Annotated in this window: 20 protein-coding genes and 1 pseudogene; 18 read left to right on the top strand and 3 right to left on the bottom strand. The window is 44.0% G+C overall.

Annotation, left to right across the window (positions count from 1 at the left end; translation table 11 throughout):
* Positions 1-195 precede the first annotated feature (195 nt).
* From AAHH42_RS09825 to AAHH42_RS09870, 10 genes are all read left to right on the top strand, one after another.
* Positions 196-1218, top strand: a complete 1023-nt coding sequence (locus AAHH42_RS09825) for an IS630 family transposase (RefSeq protein ID WP_342222058.1) — start codon at positions 196-198, stop codon at positions 1216-1218.
* A gap of 223 nt (positions 1219-1441) precedes the next feature.
* Positions 1442-2035, top strand: a complete 594-nt coding sequence (locus AAHH42_RS09830) for a BRO-N domain-containing protein (RefSeq protein ID WP_342221013.1) — start codon at positions 1442-1444, stop codon at positions 2033-2035.
* 62 nt (positions 2036-2097) lie between these two features.
* Positions 2098-2352, top strand: a complete 255-nt coding sequence (locus AAHH42_RS09835; protein WP_342221014.1) for a hypothetical protein — start codon at positions 2098-2100, stop codon at positions 2350-2352.
* 38 nt (positions 2353-2390) lie between these two features.
* Entirely contained in the window at positions 2391-2744 is a 354-nt protein-coding gene (locus AAHH42_RS09840) for a Rha family transcriptional regulator (protein ID WP_240313864.1), read from the top strand.
* Between the two features lie 27 nt (positions 2745-2771).
* Complete coding sequence (locus tag AAHH42_RS09845; protein WP_342221015.1) at positions 2772-3155, top strand: phage antirepressor KilAC domain-containing protein; 384 nt, start codon at positions 2772-2774, stop codon at positions 3153-3155.
* Positions 3156-3313: 158 nt separating this feature from the next.
* A complete protein-coding gene (locus AAHH42_RS09850) occupies positions 3314-3577 on the top strand; it encodes a transcriptional regulator (protein WP_342221016.1) in 264 nt (87 codons plus the stop codon).
* A 399-nt stretch (positions 3578-3976) separates the two neighbouring features.
* A complete protein-coding gene (locus AAHH42_RS09855) occupies positions 3977-4615 on the top strand; it encodes a helix-turn-helix transcriptional regulator (protein WP_323586471.1) in 639 nt (212 codons plus the stop codon).
* A gap of 259 nt (positions 4616-4874) precedes the next feature.
* Positions 4875-5072: a hypothetical protein gene (locus AAHH42_RS09860; RefSeq protein ID WP_119797146.1), complete on the top strand. Its 198-nt coding sequence runs from the start codon at positions 4875-4877 to the stop codon at positions 5070-5072.
* 261 nt (positions 5073-5333) lie between these two features.
* Complete coding sequence (locus AAHH42_RS09865) at positions 5334-5564, top strand: excisionase (protein WP_072551147.1); 231 nt, start codon at positions 5334-5336, stop codon at positions 5562-5564.
* Positions 5539-6597, top strand: a complete 1059-nt coding sequence (locus tag AAHH42_RS09870; RefSeq protein WP_072551146.1) for a site-specific integrase — start codon at positions 5539-5541, stop codon at positions 6595-6597. Before AAHH42_RS09865 ends, AAHH42_RS09870 begins: the two co-directional genes overlap by 26 nt.
* A gap of 139 nt (positions 6598-6736) precedes the next feature.
* Here the strand turns inward: AAHH42_RS09870 and rsmJ are convergent.
* The 3 genes and pseudogenes from rsmJ to ltrA all read right to left on the bottom strand — a co-directional run bounded on the left by rsmJ (position 6737) and on the right by ltrA (position 11293).
* Positions 6737-7469, bottom strand: a pseudogene (gene rsmJ / locus AAHH42_RS09875) (16S rRNA (guanine(1516)-N(2))-methyltransferase RsmJ).
* A gap of 171 nt (positions 7470-7640) precedes the next feature.
* Complete coding sequence (gene prlC, locus AAHH42_RS09880; RefSeq protein ID WP_342221017.1) at positions 7641-9704, bottom strand: oligopeptidase A; 2064 nt, start codon at positions 9702-9704, stop codon at positions 7641-7643.
* 251 nt (positions 9705-9955) lie between these two features.
* Positions 9956-11293 (bottom strand): group II intron reverse transcriptase/maturase, encoded by a 1338-nt coding sequence (gene ltrA, locus AAHH42_RS09885; RefSeq protein ID WP_342221018.1) that lies wholly within the window; start codon positions 11291-11293, stop codon positions 9956-9958.
* Positions 11294-11963: 670 nt separating this feature from the next.
* On the opposite strand from ltrA, the gene AAHH42_RS09890 reads away from it, so the two are divergent.
* The 8 genes from AAHH42_RS09890 (at position 11964) to aroC (ending at position 17786) form a co-directional block, all read left to right on the top strand.
* Positions 11964-12227: a helix-turn-helix transcriptional regulator gene (locus AAHH42_RS09890; RefSeq protein ID WP_119797145.1), complete on the top strand. Its 264-nt coding sequence runs from the start codon at positions 11964-11966 to the stop codon at positions 12225-12227.
* A gap of 353 nt (positions 12228-12580) precedes the next feature.
* Positions 12581-13264, top strand: coding sequence for a PAS domain-containing protein (locus AAHH42_RS09895; RefSeq protein ID WP_342221019.1), 684 nt, complete (start codon positions 12581-12583; stop codon positions 13262-13264).
* 11 nt (positions 13265-13275) lie between these two features.
* On the top strand, positions 13276-13419 hold the full coding sequence (locus AAHH42_RS09900) for a hypothetical protein (protein ID WP_162859937.1): 144 nt from the start codon (positions 13276-13278) through the stop codon (positions 13417-13419).
* Positions 13420-13773: 354 nt separating this feature from the next.
* Positions 13774-14004, top strand: a complete 231-nt coding sequence (locus AAHH42_RS09905) for an excisionase (RefSeq protein WP_072550980.1) — start codon at positions 13774-13776, stop codon at positions 14002-14004.
* A complete protein-coding gene (locus AAHH42_RS09910) occupies positions 13979-15037 on the top strand; it encodes a tyrosine-type recombinase/integrase (protein ID WP_072550981.1) in 1059 nt (352 codons plus the stop codon). The genes AAHH42_RS09905 and AAHH42_RS09910 overlap by 26 nt, the downstream gene beginning before the upstream one ends.
* Before the next feature lie 199 nt (positions 15038-15236).
* Complete coding sequence (locus AAHH42_RS09915) at positions 15237-15527, top strand: hypothetical protein (RefSeq protein WP_072550982.1); 291 nt, start codon at positions 15237-15239, stop codon at positions 15525-15527.
* A 78-nt stretch (positions 15528-15605) separates the two neighbouring features.
* Complete coding sequence (gene prmB, locus AAHH42_RS09920) at positions 15606-16541, top strand: 50S ribosomal protein L3 N(5)-glutamine methyltransferase (protein WP_342221020.1); 936 nt, start codon at positions 15606-15608, stop codon at positions 16539-16541.
* 171 nt (positions 16542-16712) lie between these two features.
* Positions 16713-17786, top strand: coding sequence for a chorismate synthase (gene aroC, locus AAHH42_RS09925; RefSeq protein ID WP_342221021.1), 1074 nt, complete (start codon positions 16713-16715; stop codon positions 17784-17786).
* The last annotated feature ends 102 nt before the right edge of the window (positions 17787-17888 follow it).

The following is a 17888-nucleotide window of genomic DNA, read 5'->3' on the forward strand; positions in this document are numbered from 1 at the left end:
AACGGCGGCGAAAAATTGTTTTTTACCGAATTCGACGATTCTGTAGACCTATCGGGAGACGCATGGCTAATGCCAGTCAATATCATTGTGGCGATCGTCCATTTAACAGCGCTTTTTATATATATATTCATAGTATATACCCGTGATCAATGAAGATGCTTGATTTTGAAGTCGATAAGGATCATGCTCATAGCCATGAAAATAGAGCTGACTGCTGACCAGAAAATTACCCTCGAAGCCCAACATCGTCAAAGCCATGACCGCTGTGTCTGTGACAGGATCCGGTGTGTTTTGTTGTCCGCAGACGGCTGGACTCCCCCTATGATTGCTCACTCACAGCTCATTAATGAAACCACGGTGCGGCGCCACCTTACAGACTATCATAAACTCAACAAGCTCAAGCCTGAAAATGGCGGCTCCGATGGCTATCTCAATGCGGAACAGACCACGTCGCTGGTTGAACATCTCACCCAGCCGCTCTACCACCACAATCACCAAATTGTGGCGTATATCGCTGGACGCTGGAACATCACCTTTACCGTATCAGGTCTGTATAAAGGGTTGAAGCAGCATGGCTTTAGCTATAAAAAGCCGAAAGGTGTTCCGCATAAATTTGCCGTTGAGAAACAGCAGCAATTTATAAAGACCTACAGCGAATTGAAAGACGCCGCGGGTAATGACCCCATACTGTTTATTGATGCCGTTCATCCGACACAAGCCACCAAAATAAGCTACGGCTGGATACGAAAAGGCCAGGATAAAACGACAGAGACCACCGGGAGCAGAACGCGGTTGAATATCATGGGAGCCTTGAACATCCAGAATGTGGCTAACCCCATAATCCGTGATGATGAGACGATTAACAGCGAAAATGTGGTTCACTTCCTGTCTGCCATTCGCGCGCATTATCCCATCACGACAACGGCACATGTGATCCTCGAGGGTGCAGGCTATCACCGTTCACAGTTTGTGCAAGACGCCGCGCTTACGTTGAATATCCAGCTTCATTACCTTCCGCCGTATAGCCCGAATCTAAACCCGACAGAGCGATTGTGGAAGGTGATGAATGAGCAAACACGAAACAATAGATATTACCCATCTAAACAGAGTTTTAAGAACGATATCTTAAACTTCTTTGAAGTGAAGCTACCACAAATGGCAAGTTCTCTGGTATCTCGCTTAAACGATAATTTCCAGGCGCTAAATCCTGCATCTTGATTTCACTTGGGTATAGGTGCTCAAATCACCTTACACAGCGGTAACCGCATCCGACATCTCGCGGATTTTTTATGTCCAAAATATTATTTTGATATGGTCGGGCGTGCGGCTAATACAACACCTCTGCCGAGGAGGGAATACGCCCGCCGACTGTGTACGGTTTTGAGCACCCGACCACCCTCTCAAAAAGGGTTTAATCAAAATATTGCACAGGACACAAAAAATGACTATTCAACTCACTTTCCGTAGCTATCAGTTCGAACTCATTACCCGCGATAACAAAGTTTGGTTTACATCTGTTCAACTCATTCAAGCACTGGAATATGTGGATGAAAGCGCAGTAAATCGTATTTACGCTCGCCATTCTGATGAATTTTCTTCCTGTATGACAACCTCGGTCAAATTGACCGAGAACGGAATAAACAATAGCTTGCGTGAAATTGACACCCGCCTTTTTTCCCTGCGGGGTGCGCATCTGGTAGCTATGTTTGCTCGTACTCCAGTAGCCAAAGAGTTCAGAAAGTGGGTGCTAGATATTCTGGATAATGAAATGGATAATGTGAGTCTACAGTCGGTGACATTTGGCAAACTCGCCCAGCTAGAAATCGATTGCTGTCATATTCAAGCATTTATGAAACATTTCACCGTCATTTCTGATTCGTGGTGGCATGAAATATATCCAGCATTAGTAAAACTAAATTCACCCTTAGCCTGTCGTCTTTATGACCGTTTCAAAGATGGAATGGTATTCGCCAATTTTGTTAATAGAAGCCTAAACGCCCAGCTCTCCACTGGCACAACACCAAGACGTAATTAATCTTCCACCCCTGTAACGTACAGGGGTTTTATGAATCGCAATTCATTTGTGAGAATTTCTGCATGCCAAATATCATTAATATTCATCAACAATCCCCATTAAGCCCCGAAAATTTACCGGTGATCACCTACCACAAGCAGCGGGTTATCACCACCGAACAGCATTATCACAAGGTAGAAGGTGAAGAGCTTAAAGCGTTCAGGAACCAATTGACAGTCAATCGATTAATAAACATACAGCACGCTGGAGTCATCCCAAGATGGGTATCTTTTCGGTTATCGGGTGGGAAGTGCCCGCAAATCACACTTCACTTATGAGTTAATCACCACATAAATTCAGGATAAGGAATTTCTCCATGTCAAATGCCATCACTATCTATCAACAGGTAAAAATGTCTAGCCGTGAAATTGCTCGACTAACGGGTAAACAGCATAAACATGTTCTCGATGATTGTCGCAAAATGTTCGAATCGATCAACATTCAATCGGCCGAGTTTTCGGCTGATTATAAAGACACCAGTGGTCGCACCTATCAAGAGTATTTGCTTGACCAGGATTTAACCATGACACTGGTCATGGGTTACAGTATTCAATTTCGCCATAGAGTCGCCACTCGCTGGCGAGAGCTGGAAGAGAAAGCAACGCGGCCTGTCTGCATATTACCTAATTTCGAAGACCCCCCTGTTGCGGCTATAGCATGGGCAGAATAGTTTCGTGAAAAAACCAGGTTAGTTTTAGTGAACAAAGAACAGGAAGCGGAATTAAAGGAGTTGAAGAACCTGTTTAAGGAAGGAATAACGACGACTCAGTTCTGCAAAATGCTCAACGGTATTAATACACAACAGATTAATCACTGCTTGGCAGAAAGAAATTGGCTTTATAACGAAAGTAAATCCCATATCCGCTGGCGTGCAACCTCTTATGCACGTGACCGATATTTGACGGAACATCAACATAAAATCAGCATTCATAGCGGTGATGACTTTATCAAATACCAACCGGTTTTACTACGCAAAGGGGCAATCCGATTATTTGACCTCTACCGCAAAAATAAGCTGCCAATGAAAACCCATTGGGACGGGCACTTCACCCACGAAAAAGAACTTAGCATCGCATCATAAACCCACGGAGTCACTCACCATGAAAACATAAATAGCCACAACAACTTACAAATAGCGACGGTGACGCAATCCCGTTTATATCACTTAACCCTAGCGCTAACAGAGATGGCAGCAACCACCCCTGTCAGCTAACCACCACAACCTCATGGGAGGCTACAATGGCTAACATCGATATTACCCAATTTCCTGAATTACGGGAAGTGTTTCCTGAATTAACACCGGTGCAATTTGAAACGGCGATGCTGTTCTCTTTGGGCGTGTCACAAAAAGAAATTTCAGAATTGCGATCAATCTCATACAAAGTTGTGAAACAGACCCTGGAGGCGGCAAAAATCAAATTTGAGCCTCGTTCACTTCATGGATTGCTCACTATCTTCCATGTGCGTCTTGTGCTGTTTGCTTTGCAGCAATGTGTAAGATGAACGGACTCTCGTTCTGTTAAATAGCAACAGCAAACCCGTACTACAAAATAAAAAAGGAGCATAGGTGCCTTTAAGGCACCTACGGCATCCTGTTTATTCCCTTTAGCATTATCTGGCTTAAGTAATTAATACGTTCCAATCTGCATTGGAAAAAAGGCGCATTTTTAACGCAAAAGCCGATGTTACTTCAAAGGAGAAACCGTGATGAAGAATCCCGTGATTGAAAACGTTGTATTCTGGATGACGGTGCCTTTTCTCATCCTATTAGCCCCGCTTATTTTAATATCGGTTATCTATTTTATTCGCGACTCATGTGCACGAAAAAAAACAAAAAAAAACTCATAGAATAATTTATGAATAAGATTAACTTGTCGTTACGTTCATTGTCTCTGACATCAAATGATGGAAAATAGTCAAGATGTTTGGGGAATAAAAAACTGTGACTCACGGTTTATTTATACCAATCGTGCTTTTTTTGACTTTTTCAATTTGCCACAAGGATTTGATGTGATAGGGCGGCGTGATGATGAACTTCCTACGTGTATTGCAGAATTTTCTTTAATAACTCAAAAATTGGAAAGAGAGGTTATAAAAAGCGGGCAAAAAATTACCCTCATTAAAACGCATTTTTTTGGTCGTGAACAGAAACTGCAACCTTATTTATACGAAACTTTTCCGTTGCATAATAAAAGAAAGAAATGCATCGGCACCGTTTTTTATGGCAGAAAACTGGCTATTATTTCACTGCCACACTACGTGGACAAGCTGACTGCCACGCTATTATTGGAACCGCCCTCGAATCTCTTCACACAATCTGAACTGAGGATAGTCTTTTATTTATTACGCACGATGAGTGCCAAGGAAATAGGTAAAAAATTGGCACGTTCTCATCGCACAATAGAAAATAGAATTCGTATTCTATACCAAAAAGCGAAAGTGCATTCATTGCGAGACTTTAAACATTTTTGTCATCAAACCGGCTTTGACCGCACTGTTCCCCACGCGTTTATACGTCCTGGGATACAGTGTATTGAGTAGGAGATTTTCTTATGAGCAACAGACAGAGCAGAGCGAGAAAACGAGCGTTAAAAGATAAGGTCTTGGAAGCTAAGCGAAATGAAAATAAAAATTGGTTTAATCGATTAAGGCTTTGGTTCAAGAAGAAAAAAAAGCCTACACATCGATTGCCATAAAACCATTTTATTGTTTCTTCGAAAAATAATGCGTTTAACGTAGGGCTTCATCTTGTCAATACAAGTGGAGTGCTTACATGTTATCTCTAAAAAAAGGAAGCATTATGTTACAAAAAGTGATGAAAGAACCGTCAGAGATGGTTTATATTGGCGCAACCCTCTACCAAAAACTTGAAACCTTTGCCGCATCTATCAGTGCTCACTCTGAGTATAAAATCACTGCAGCTCATTTCGCTCAATACCTTGTCGACCATTATGGTGAAATAGCTCAAGACACGATGATTGCCACATTGAAAAATTAAAAAGGAGTCGACCGTCATCATGATATTGTAATAATAGGCTTTCTAAGCACAACGACGCGTTATTATTGCTATTATCCGCGTTTATTTATATTTATTCTCCCTTCCTTTATTTTCATCACTGACAGCTTTCTCTTAGCAGAGAGAGCCTGTCATTATTTTTTATTCTTGAAATAAATTTATCCACATGACCCTCCATGACTCTTCTGTCTAAAACACGGACGAGGTCATGACATTTTTAACGTTGATAAGGAAAGCGCTGCGATGGAAATCAGCCTCAAGCAATGGAATCAAAACCAGCCTCGCCCGCGTTGCATGGAACAAGTACGCCGATGGGTACGCTCAGGTGTCATCCAACCGCCACCACGGCTCGATGGCAGAGAATACCTTGTTAACGCTAATGCCGTGAAGATTGACCCCACAAAACCCGCCAGTTACGCCGGAAAGCACTTAATGGAGAGACTGTATCATGGCACGCAAAAGAAAACCGGCTAACCGAGACCTACCCCCTAATTTGTATGTCCGTAATAATGGCTACTATTGCTATCGAGACCCACGGACGGGCAAGGAATACGGCGTAGGGAGCGTAAAACGCGTGGCGGTCAACGAAGCGATCGCCATGAATATGCAGATTTTTGACCGACGTCATAGCTTAGTAGACAGGATCAACGAGGTTAATACGCTGTCGGTGACGGAATGGGTAGCCAGATTTAAGGAAAAATTGCATCAACGTGGTCTTCGTCCTAAGACACTCACAGACTACCAATCAAGATTAACGGCCATCACCCAGGCTTTTCCTGATAGTACATTGAATACCCTTACCACCAAAGACATTGCTGAATTTTTAAATAGTTACAGCGATCAAGGGAAAACCGCCAGTGCAAAATTAATCCGCAGCTTGTTGATCGATATGTTTAATGAAGCCATTGCAGAAGGGCATTTGGCAACCAATCCGGCTACAGCGACGAAGAATCCTCGCGTACAGATACAGCGAGAACGTTTATCACTGGAAGAGTTTCTTGTGATCAGAGAGGCAGCAAACCAACGGCAGCCGTGGATAGGTTTAAGCATGGACTTGGCCTTACTTACGGGTCAGCGAGTAGGGGATATTCAGAGAATGAAATGGCAAGATATTCATGATGGAAAATGGTGGGTAGAGCAACAGAAGACAGGGATGAAACTGGCGATACCCTTAACCTTGAGTCTGGAAGTGATTGACAAGAACCTTGAAGGTGTTCTCGCTGATTGTCGACAACAAATAAGGGGTGAAGAGTACGTATTTATATGGAAGAAAAAAACTCACCTCAATCCTAAAAGATTGTCACAAGGATTTACAGACTTACGAGAACAATCAGGCTTGAAATGGCAAGGAACACCGCCTTCATTTCATGAAATCAGAAGTTTATCAGCGAGGCTGCATAGTGAAGCTAACAGTAAGGATTTTGCACAAAAATTACTGGGACACAAATCCTCTGCCATGACGGATAAATATCGTGATAGCAGAGGGAGTGAGTGGGACGAAATTTGACACTAATTATTATCTTTTGAGCTATCGAGTCAGACGTTAAAAGATGAAATTAATCCACTCGGCATTTTGACCTAATTTCGATCGATTGTGACTTTTTGTTTTTAATTTATTGATTTTTATCATAAATAAAATACTCGCACTATGTGAAATAAAGATCAAAGCGATGATTTTTAGTCGTAATCGCCGCTTGCGCTACGACACCCGCTAAGGGTTGTGCGTAACTAGGACGTTTAACCACTACCCGTTTGACAGCTAACTCACGAGCAGGAGCCAATAAACCATCAGCATCGTCATCTGTCCCAACCAGCGACTGAAAAACACGCATTTCTTTTTTTACCAACGCACTTTTTCGCCGGTGAGGATACATTGGATCAAGATATACCACATCAGGTCGTGGTAGGATGCTAGCCAAAGACGTAAGGCTGGATGTGTGTAGTAGCGTCATGCGTTCACGTAACCAAGAACCAATTTCAGCATTTTGGTAGCCCCGTTGTAAACCGTCATCCAATAGCGCAGCGACTACCGGATGACGTTCTAGCATCTGTACGTTACAACCTAGTGCCGCCAGTAAAAAAGCATCCCTTCCCAGCCCTGCGGTTGCATCTACCACCGTTGGTAGGTAGCTTTTTTTAATACCTATCCGCTTCACCACGCCCTCCACCAAAACGGCGACGATGTGTCATGGTACCGGAAGCAAAATCAACATAGATCCCGCCAAGTTTGGCTTCATCTCTTTTACGCAGTTCAAGGCGTTCAGATGTTAAAATCAGCGCCATAGCCGTTTGGTTGTCATCGGTCAGATCCCAACGTTCAGCCAGAGCCGATAGAGCTTTGGGATCGCTACCTGCCTCATACTGTAAACAAATATTCATAGGTATGGCTTAGAGCCTGTTAGAAATCTCTTATACTCGCTGATACTTCGTCAGAAATGAGCTCAAAATGCTCATTTTCTCCCTTAGACTCTTGTATACAAAGAATAAACTGCGCTTTTTCGCCCATTTTTTCCTTTTCTAAGCACAGCGAAAAAGATTTGGAACCGTCTTTTAGACCCTAGGCACGACATCCTCTTTTTGAATACCATAGTGACGTAACATGGCGTCCAATTGTGGTTCTCTCCCACGAAAACGTTTGAATAAGAGCATGGGGTCTTCTGATCCTCCTCGAGACAAGATGTTATCGAGAAAAGATTGACCGGTTGTCGCGTTAAAAATACCTTCTTCCTCAAAACGAGAAAAAGCATCCGCTGATAACACTTCTGCCCATAAATAACTGTAATAACCCGCTGCATACCCTCCGGCAAAAATATGACTGAAAGCATGTGGGAAGCGACTCCAGATAGGTGAAGGGACAACGGCTACCCGTTTTTTTACTTCATACAGTGTTGGGAGAATTTGTGCGCCCTTAGCAGTATCATATTCACAATGCATACGGAAATCGAATAAACCAAATTCCAGTTGACGCAAGATAAATAGCGCTGCCTGATAATTTTTCGCTGCCAGTAACTTATCTAGCATCTTTTCTGGCAATGGCTCCTGAGTTTGATAATGACCGGAGATAAATGCCAGTGCGTGCGATTCCCAACACCAGTTTTCCATAAACTGGCTAGGTAGTTCCACCGCGTCCCAAGGCACACCGCTGATACCGGATACACCCGCAATATCAATTTTAGTCAGCATATGATGTAAGCCGTGACCAAATTCATGGAACAGGGTTGTGACTTCATCATGTGTAAACAACGCCGGTTGATCACCCACCGCGGGGTTAAAATTACAGGTCAGATAAGCCACCGGTTTTTGATGTTTGCCGTTAGCCAAGCGTAGGCTGCTTGTACAGTCATCCATCCAGGCACCGCCACGTTTGTTTTCACGTGCGTAGAGATCAAGGTAGAAGCTGCCAGAGAGCTCTCCATTAGCATCAAATAGATCGAAAAAACGTACCTCTGAATGCCAGGTATCAACGTCATGGCGCTCTTTGACCTCAATGCCATAAATACGTCTTACCACTTCAAAGAGGCCCTTTAACACAGATCCTACAGGAAAATACGGCCGTAATTGTTCATCATTGATTGAAAATAAGTGCTGTTTTTGTTTTTCGGAATAATAAGTGATATCCCAGGCGGCCAGTTCGTCGATACCATAATACTGTTTGGCAAAAGCTTGTAGCTGAGCCAGTTCTCGTTCTGCCTGTGGGCGGGCACGTTTTGCCAGATCATTTAAGAAATTCAGTACTTTTTGCGGATTTTCCGCCATTTTGGTTGCCAGCGATTTATCCGCATAGTTAACGAAGCCCAGAAGCTGTGCCAGTTGGTGACGCAGTGCCAGTATTTCTTCCATGATAGTGCTGTTATCCCATTGGCCGGCGTGTGGCCCTTGATCGGATGCACGTGTTGAGTAGGCATAATACACTTCCTGCCGCAATTGTGCGTTATCCGCATAGGTTAGCACTGGTAGATAACTTGGCATATCGAGTGTTAACAACCAACCTTCTTGTTGTTTAGCTTCAGCCATCGCTTTTGCTGCCGCCAGGGCGCTTTCTGGCAAGCCATGTAATTGCTTAACATCGGTAATCAATTTGTTCCAGCCCATGGTGGCATCAAGCACGTTATTACTATAGGCAGAACCCAGTTCAGACAATCGAGCGACGATTTCACCGTAGTGTTTCTGTTGCTCTGCGGCTAAACCAATCCCCGATAGTTTGAAATCACGCAGTGTATTTTCAATGGCAGTGCGCTGAGCCGTGTTCAGCTTGGCAAAATGCGATCCTGCCTGCAAGTTAAGATAGGCCTGATATAGCCCTTTGTGCTGTCCTAACCACGTACTAAATTCGGATAACAACGGCAGACTTTGTTCATAGGCTGCCCGTAATTGCGGACTGTTTTGTACCGCATTTAGATGACTAATTGGCGACCAGATACGTGCGAGTCGATCATCAGATTCAGCTAGCGGCTGACAAAGGTTATCCCAAGTAAAGGGCTCTTGCTGTGCGAGCACTCTTTCTACCGATTGTCGACATTCTTTTAGTGCCACTTGCACTGCAGACACAATATGTTCAGGGCGAATGGCCGAAAAAGGTGGCAGGGAAAAGGCAGTCAACAGCGGGTTTGTCATCGGGTGATCCTAATCATTGTTTGAGTCAGACAGCGACTAGCGCCGTCACCAGGGGTTACACAGTCGAAGCAACGTCTGAGCGTCACACATGACGATTTCGAACCAGTGCTAAATTGCTTTTAGGTTGCGCAAAGGTACTTGGTTCTGTAGAGTAGGTCTCTGGTTTGACATCATCTCCCCAGCGACCTCTCGTCAAACCGTGCTTGCAGTTTTCCCGCACACGGCTTTCCGACTGTCTTCTTTCCACAGCGTTACGACGGCACAGGTCGGGCATACCGACTCCCTTCATCTCCGGTTATGGACAGGCTGTACAGCTTAAACAGCCCGTGGTAATCGTAGAACCAGGACGGCGGGTGGTCCCTCCACCCCTTACCCCGTTTCTTGTGCTTCTTCCGCAACATGATGCAGAGTGTCCATATCGTGTAATTCGCTATGCTCAAGAAATGCTTCCTTGAATTACCTGTCTTGAAGTAATTCCCCCATCCGCGAAGAATCGGGTTTACCTTTTCTTTCACCAATGTGGGCCAATCCCAGTGCTGCCCTTTTCGGACAACATCACGGATTTTCTGCTTAACAGACTTCATAGCCTTGGGAGTCGGATAGTAAAAGGTCTTCAACTCGCCCGTCACTTTCGATGGTTGAACTGCGAACCTGTGACCTAGAAAGTCAAACGGCTCTTTCATGGCATTAACTATCCGCGTTTTCTTGGCATTAAGCGTCAACCCAAGTCGGTCTAAGACTTTCTTGGCCTGATCCAGATAAAACTCCGGGCGCTTGCTGCACAAAATCACAAAATCGTCGGCATATCGCACGATATGAGCATCATGCGGACGTTTACCGAACGCCTTTTTCTCCCACGTCGAATCAAGCCAGTGCAGGTAGAGATTAGCGAGCAAGGGAGAAATTACTCCCCCTTGCGGCGTACCGGTCGTCTCCTTCCGGATTTTCATCTCTTCCATCGCTCCAGCTTTAAGCCACATCTCGATCAGCTTTACAACCGAGCGATCAATGACTCTGGTTCGAACGGACAGCAGTAATTTATCGTGCGGAATTGTGTCAAAGTACGACTTCAAATCCGCATCTACCACCCAGTGGCACTTGAAATTCAGCCACTTGTAGATTTCCCGCAATGCTTGTTGTGCATTCTTCCGAGGCCGGAAGCCATACGAGCAATCCTTGAAGGTAGCCTCAAAAAGAGGTTCGATAACAATTTTCACCGCTGCCTGAACAACACGATCTGCGATAACGGGAATGCCTAGAGGTCTTTGCGTTCCGTCAGCCTTGGGGATGTACACCCGTTTGACCGGCAGAGGCGTGTACCTCTTTTCCATGAGTTTTGTTTGGATTTCAGCCAAGAATGACCCAACTCCAACTTCCTTTTCAATGACTTCAAAAGTCTGCTGGTCGATGCCTGGGGCACCTTTGTTGGCTCGGACTTGCTTGTAGGCCATCCATAACACATCGATCTGACACACCTTGTCATACAGCACGCCGAATTTCCGTGTTGGATTCGTCTTGGCTGCTAGGTATAACTTTCGTTGCAGTACTCGCACTCTTTCTAGCGACGTGTTTTCAGCTTTCGCAATCACGTAATGCCTCCTACAAAAAATAGCATGACAGAAGCAGAGGCCCTTCTCTCCGACGAGGTTATGTTGTCCTCATCATCAACAGTACTATGGCCTCCTCCGACTCCTCTATCCCGCGTCTATTCGAACTTCGGCGGTTACCTTATATCTTCAATTACGCGGTGGGTTAAACCACGACGGGTAGAGGTCTCGTTCGTTCCGCTCAGTTCTATGCGCACATCCCATCCTCAATACCCCGAGTTCCCGTTCTAGCTTCAAGTGGTTAGTTAATCCACTAGAACTCGATGACCTTCGCCCCCATTCCAAAGGCTCGGCGGAACCACCCTACACCACACTCTCCCAGCATTGCCGTGTGGCTGACATTTACGAGGCTTGTTCAGGTTCACTTTCGTTACGGGCTGTGTGCTTGCGCGCGCCCACGGACTGGGTCAGGGGCAACGTTTATCCGGCGTTGCTTCCATGTTTCAGTCGCCTTCCACATGTACGCCATAGCTACGCAATCAAACTAACCAATTATTGCAGCAGGACTCGCACCTGCAAGAAACTGAGCAGCTTAGCGAACCGCTCGAAACGGTGACGTCATCACCGTTTATATCACTTAACCCTAGCGCTAACAGCGGTGGCGACAACCACCCCTGTCAGCTAACCACCACAACCTATCCTAGAGGCTGTAATGGCTAACATCGATATTACCCAATTTCCTGAATTACGGGAAGTTTTTCCTGAATTAACACCGGTGCAATTTGAAACGGCGATGCTGTTTTCTTTGGGCGTGTCACAAAAAGAAATTTCAGAATTGCGATCAATCTCGTACAAAGTCGTGAAACAGACACTGGAGGCGGCAAAAATCAAATTTGAGCCTCGTTCACTTCATGGCCTGCTAACCATATTCCATGTGCGTCTTGTGCTGTTTGCTTTGCAGCAATGTGTAAAATGAACGGACTTTCATTCCGTTAAATAGCAACGGCAAGCCCGTACTACAAAATAAAAAAGGAGCATAGGTGCCTTAAAGGCACCTACAGCATCCCGTTTGTTCCCTTTAGCATTATCTGGCTTAAGTAATAAGTACTTTTCAATCTGCATTGGAAAAAAGGCGCATTTTTAACGCAAAAGCCGATGTTACTTCAAAGGAAAAACTGTGATGAATAATCCCGTGATTGAAAACGTTGTATTTTGGATGGCGATGCCTTTTCTCGTTATATTGACACCCTTTTTTCTCATATTGATTATCTCTCTTATTCGCGACTTACTTATACGGAAACAGACTAAACAAAATTCATGGAATAATTTATGAGAAAGATTGACCTGCCGTCCCGCTCATTTCCTCTAACATCTATAATGGAAAACAGTCAAGATGTTTGGGGAATAAAAGACCGTGACTCACGCTTTATTTATGCAAATCGAGCTTTTTTTGACTTTTTGAATTTGCCACAAGGATTTGATGTTATAGGACGGCGTGATGATGAACTTCCCACTTGTATTACAGAATTTGCTTTAATAATTCAAAAACTGGGAAAAGAGGTTATAAAAAGCGGACAAAAAATTACCCTAATTAAAACGCATTTCTTTGGTCGTGAGCAAAAACTGCAACCTTATTTATACGAAACCTTTCCGCTGCATAATAAAAGAAATAAATGCATCGGCACCGTTTTTTATGGCAGAAAATTGGCTATTGTTTCACTGCCACACTACGTAGACAAGCTGACTGCCACGCTATTATTTGAACCGCCATCGAATCTATTTACTCAATCTGAACTGAGGATAATATTTTATTTATTACGTACGATGAGTGCCAAGGAAATAGGTAAAACATTGGCACGTTCCCATCGTACGATAGAAAATAGAATTCGTATTATCTATCAAAAAGAGAAAGTACATTCATTTCGAGACTTTAAACACTTTTGTCATAAAACCGGATTTGATCGCACTATTCCCCACGCGTTTATACGCCCCGGGATACAGTTTATTGAATAGGAGATTTGATTATGAGCAACAGACAGAGCAGAGCGAGAAAACGAGCGTTAATTAATAAGGCGTTGGAAGCTAAGAAAAATGAAAAGAAAAATTGGTTTACCCGATTAAGAAGTTGGTTCAAGAAGAAAAAAAAGCCTACACATCGATTGCCATAAATATACACCTTATTGATGTTTCATAAAATAATGCGTTTAACGTAGGTCGTTGGATTGCTACCACGATTTTAATGTTTATTAATTATTTCTAATAAAAAATAGCCTTCCTCGTCAAGGCTATTTTTATTGGATAAATTTTATATGATTGCCTCATTATTAGGACTATGAAGAGAGAACCTTATTTTAATACTACCCCTTATAACAATGCACGACTCTATTATTTATTGATATTGATTATTCCTCTCATTCTTTTTTATTCTTGAAATAAAGTTATTCACATGCCCCTCTATGATCCTTCCGTCTAAAACACGGACGAGGTCATGACATTTTTAGTTTGATAAGGAAAGTGCTGCTATGGAAATCAGCCTCAAACAATGGAATCAAAATCAGCCTCGCCCGCGTTGCATGGAACAAGTACGTCGATGGGTCCGCTCTGGCGTCATCCAACCGCCGCCACGGCGCGATGGCCGAGAATACCTGGTCGAGGCGCATGCCGAGAAAATTGACCCAACCAACCCCGCCAGTTACGCCGGAAAGCGCTTAATGGAGAGACTGTATCATGGCACGCAAAAGAAAGCCGGCTAACCGAGACCTGCCGCCCAATCTGTATGTCCGCAATAACGGCTACTATTGCTATCGAGACCCACGAACGGGTAAGGAATATGGCGTAGGGAGCGTGAAACGTATCGCGATTAACGAAGCGATTGCCATGAACAGGCAGATTTTTGACCAACACTACAGTTTAGTAGACAGGATCAACGAGGTGAATACCCTGTCGGTAACGGAATGGGTCGCCAAATTTAAGGAAAAATTGCATCAACGTGGCCTTCGGTCTAACACTATCAGAGACTACCAATCAAGATTAACAGCCATTACCCGTGCTTTTTCTGATAAGGCACTGAGTACCCTCACAACCAAAGAGATTGCTGAATTTCTCAATAGTTACAGTGACCAAGGCAAAACCACTAGTGCAAAATTACTCCGCAGCTTGTTGATCGATATGTTTAATGAAGCCATTGCAGAGGGGCATCTGGAAACCAATCCGGTCACCGCCACGAGAAGCCCTCGTGTACAGGTCAATCGGGAGCGTTTATCCCTGGAAGAATTTATTGTTATCAGAGAGGCAGCAAACCAACGGCAGCCGTGGATAGGTTTAAGCATGGACTTGGCCTTACTGACGGGCCAGCGGGTAGGGGATATCCAACGGATGAAATGGCAAGATATTTATGATGGGAAATGGTGGGTAGAGCAACAGAAGACCGGGATGAAACTGGCGATCCCCTTAACCTTGAGTTTGGCGATAATTGATAAAAACGTTGAAGGCATTCTCAATGATTGTCGGCAACGAATAAGGGATGAAAAATACGTATTTATCGGGAAGAAAAAAACTCAGCTCAGTGCTAAAAGCTTGTCGCAAGGATTTACACACTCACGAGAACAATCCGGCTTGAAATGGCAGGGTAAACCGCCTTCATTTCACGAAATCAGAAGTTTATCCGCGAGGCTGCACAGTGACGCCAGAGGTAAAGATTTTGCACAGAAATTACTGGGACACAAATCTTCTGCCATGACGGATAAATACCGTGATAGCCGAGGAAGTGAGTGGGACGAAATTTGATACATTTTTATGATTTTTGAGTTATCGAGTAAGACGTTAAGAGATGAGATAATCCACTTGGCATTTTGACCTAATTTCGATCGATTGTGACTTTTTGTTTTTAATTTATTGATTTTTATAGCAAATAAAATACTTCCACTAACGCCTATATATTACCCCTGTGATGAAAACTAAAATAAAGGGAAGAGAGGATAACAAAATGAATGTGCCGCTGATCTTTGGCGTGGCTTACGGTGTTTTACTGCATCATTTACCATCCCGAGCGCAGCAAACTCAACACTGGCAGTATAAATGTCTCGACCTTGGCGGGATCCAGTTGATAGCAAAGGGGACAATACACAATAGATTTGATAATCTTCAGGTTCCCAATAGTAAGCAAAAAGTGGTTTCCGTACAGAATGTCTATCCTGGTACACCTATCACCCTGCCAAATATCAAACGATTGACAGGACAAGTTGAAAGGGAAGCCTTTGCTATTAGCTGCTCATAAATGATCGACTCACCAGTAGATAAAATTTCTACGGTTTCTCTATGTTATTATGGCTGTCATTTAAATGGAGCCAAAAAATTGAAAAAAATTTTCGTCGATAAAGTGGTAAACGAATTACATACCGTTGTGGATATGCTGCGCTGGGCGGTTAGCTGCTTTAATGCTGCCGATCTTTATTATGGTCACGGTACTGACAATCCTTGGGACGAAGCATTGAAATTGGTTCTCCCCAGTCTGTATTTGCCGGTAGATATGCCGATAGATATTTTGTGCCATGCCCGTTTAATCTCAGATGAACGGCAGCTCATCGTTGAACGGGTGAAGTGCCGTGTTGAAAAGCGTATCCCGGTAGCCTATCTCACTAATAAGGCCTGGTTCTGTGGACAAGAATATTATGTCGATCAGCGTGTTTTGGTGCCCCGCTCTCCCATTGGTGAGCTGATTGATAAGCGTTTTGATGATTTGTTGGTCGGTATTCCCAAATACATTTTAGATATTTGTACTGGCAGTGGTTGTATTGCCATTGCTTGTGCACATGCCTTTGAACAAGCGGAGATTGATGCCGTTGATATTTCAGAGGAAGTGTTGGCAGTGACTGAATACAATATTCAACAGCACGCGGTTGAACAGCGAGTCACGCCAATTCGCTCTGATTTGTTCCGCGATTTACCACCGATGCAATATGACTTGATCGTGACTAATCCGCCGTACGTCGATGCCGAAGATATGGCGGATTTACCCCCTGAATTTCGTTGTGAACCTGAATTGGGATTGGTCGCAGGGAGTGACGGTCTAAAATTGATAAATCGTGTCTTGGCTTGTGCGCCAGATTTTTTGCAAGATGACGGTGTGTTGATTTGCGAAGTAGGTAACAGCATGGTCAGGCTCATAGAACACTATCCTAATATTCCCTTTAATTGGCTGAAATTCGATAGAGGGGGAGATGGGGTTTTTATGCTGACTCAGCAACAATTGAAGGAATACCACCATCATTTTTGTTTTTATCGTAATTAATAAATATCATTAGACTTCTTACAAAACCGTAGCGAGGGATGTTGAAATCAAAGCTCTCGGAGCACAGCAACTGCGGCGGTACACGCAATACGTGAGGATTGCTAGCACACGTAACGCAGAATTCGCAGCACATAGTAGTTTTTGCAAGAAGTCTATTGATAAGGAGTCTTGATGGCTGGTAATAGTATTGGACAATTTTTCCGTGTCACCACCTTTGGTGAATCTCATGGCATCGCTTTGGGCTGTATTATTGACGGTGTTCCGCCTGGTATTCCTCTTTCTCCAGAGGATTTACAAAAAGATCTTGACAGACGGCGTCCGGGAGCTTCTCGTTATACTTCACCGCGTCTTGAGTTGGATCGGGTACATATCCTCTCAGGCGTCTTCGGCGGTGTGACGAGTGGCACCAGTGTTGGCTTGATGATTGAAAATACGGATCCGCGCCCACAGGACTACAGTGAGATTAAAGACACTTTCCGCCCCGGTCATGCTGATTATACCTATGAAAAGAAATTTGGTGTGCGCGATTACCGTGGCGGCGGGCGTGCTTCCGCCCGTGAAACAGTAATGCGTGTTGCAGCTGGGGCAATCGCTAAAAAATATTTGTTGCAACACAGTGGAATACAAATACGTGGCTATTTGTCTCAGATCGGCGATATTTGTTGTGAGCTGAAAGACTGGAATTTAGTTGAAGAAAATCCATTTTTCTGTCCAGATGCGAGTAAACTGGAGCAACTTGATGCTTTGATACGCGATTTAAAAAAAGTGGGCGACTCTATTGGTGCGAAAATAACGGTAGTGGCTGAGAATGTGCCCGTGGGTTTGGGGGAACCGGTATTTGATCGTTTGGATGCGGATTTAGCTCATGCGTTAATGAGTATTAATGCCGTAAAAGGTGTGGAAATAGGTGCCGGTTTTTCCGTGGTTAATAAACGTGGTAGTGAAAATCGTGACGAAATCACCATGCAGGGTTTTCAAAGTAACCATGCTGGGGGTATTTTGGGAGGTATCAGCAGTGGACAACCACTGATCGCACATCTGGCATTGAAACCGACCTCAAGCATTAGGGTGCCTGGAAAAACAATCAATCGCCAAGGTGAAACGGTGGCAATAGTCACTTCTGGACGCCATGATCCCTGTGTCGGACTGCGTGCGGTGCCAATCGCAGAGGCCATGATGGCAATTATATTAATGGATCATCTACTACGCCAGAGAGCACAGTGTGGCGAGCCACAACCTGTTTGAACAAAACGATGTGTAATATACTCATCACCATTCAAAACACGGGGGAAATTAGATCATTTAACAGTGCACAACGTTATGATTTTTATTAAAAATTGATAATAT

The sequence above is a fragment of the Candidatus Fukatsuia endosymbiont of Tuberolachnus salignus genome (assembly GCF_964030845.1).
Classification (GTDB): Bacteria; Pseudomonadota; Gammaproteobacteria; order Enterobacterales; family Enterobacteriaceae; genus Fukatsuia; species Fukatsuia symbiotica.

Bases quoted from the DNA above. Each gene is read 5' to 3' on its own strand.
- AAHH42_RS09855 (WP_323586471.1), top strand. From the start codon at position 3,977: ATGATGGAAAATAGTCAAGATGTTTGGGGAATAAAAAACTGTGACTCA.
- AAHH42_RS09850 (WP_342221016.1), top strand. From the start codon at position 3,314: ATGGCTAACATCGATATTACCCAATTTCCTGAATTACGGGAAGTGTTT.
- AAHH42_RS09915 (WP_072550982.1), top strand. From the start codon at position 15,237: ATGAATGTGCCGCTGATCTTTGGCGTGGCTTACGGTGTTTTACTGCAT.
- AAHH42_RS09895 (WP_342221019.1), top strand. From the start codon at position 12,581: ATGAGAAAGATTGACCTGCCGTCCCGCTCATTTCCTCTAACATCTATA.
- AAHH42_RS09865 (WP_072551147.1), top strand. From the start codon at position 5,334: ATGGAAATCAGCCTCAAGCAATGGAATCAAAACCAGCCTCGCCCGCGT.
- AAHH42_RS09835 (WP_342221014.1), top strand. From the start codon at position 2,098: ATGCCAAATATCATTAATATTCATCAACAATCCCCATTAAGCCCCGAA.
- AAHH42_RS09890 (WP_119797145.1), top strand. From the start codon at position 11,964: ATGGCTAACATCGATATTACCCAATTTCCTGAATTACGGGAAGTTTTT.
- AAHH42_RS09860 (WP_119797146.1), top strand. From the start codon at position 4,875: ATGTTACAAAAAGTGATGAAAGAACCGTCAGAGATGGTTTATATTGGC.
- AAHH42_RS09870 (WP_072551146.1), top strand. From the start codon at position 5,539: ATGGCACGCAAAAGAAAACCGGCTAACCGAGACCTACCCCCTAATTTG.
- prlC (WP_342221017.1), bottom strand. From the start codon at position 9,704: ATGACAAACCCGCTGTTGACTGCCTTTTCCCTGCCACCTTTTTCGGCC.
- aroC (WP_342221021.1), top strand. From the start codon at position 16,713: ATGGCTGGTAATAGTATTGGACAATTTTTCCGTGTCACCACCTTTGGT.
- AAHH42_RS09825 (WP_342222058.1), top strand. From the start codon at position 196: ATGAAAATAGAGCTGACTGCTGACCAGAAAATTACCCTCGAAGCCCAA.
- AAHH42_RS09840 (WP_240313864.1), top strand. From the start codon at position 2,391: ATGTCAAATGCCATCACTATCTATCAACAGGTAAAAATGTCTAGCCGT.
- AAHH42_RS09830 (WP_342221013.1), top strand. From the start codon at position 1,442: ATGACTATTCAACTCACTTTCCGTAGCTATCAGTTCGAACTCATTACC.
- AAHH42_RS09900 (WP_162859937.1), top strand. From the start codon at position 13,276: ATGAGCAACAGACAGAGCAGAGCGAGAAAACGAGCGTTAATTAATAAG.
- AAHH42_RS09910 (WP_072550981.1), top strand. From the start codon at position 13,979: ATGGCACGCAAAAGAAAGCCGGCTAACCGAGACCTGCCGCCCAATCTG.
- AAHH42_RS09905 (WP_072550980.1), top strand. From the start codon at position 13,774: ATGGAAATCAGCCTCAAACAATGGAATCAAAATCAGCCTCGCCCGCGT.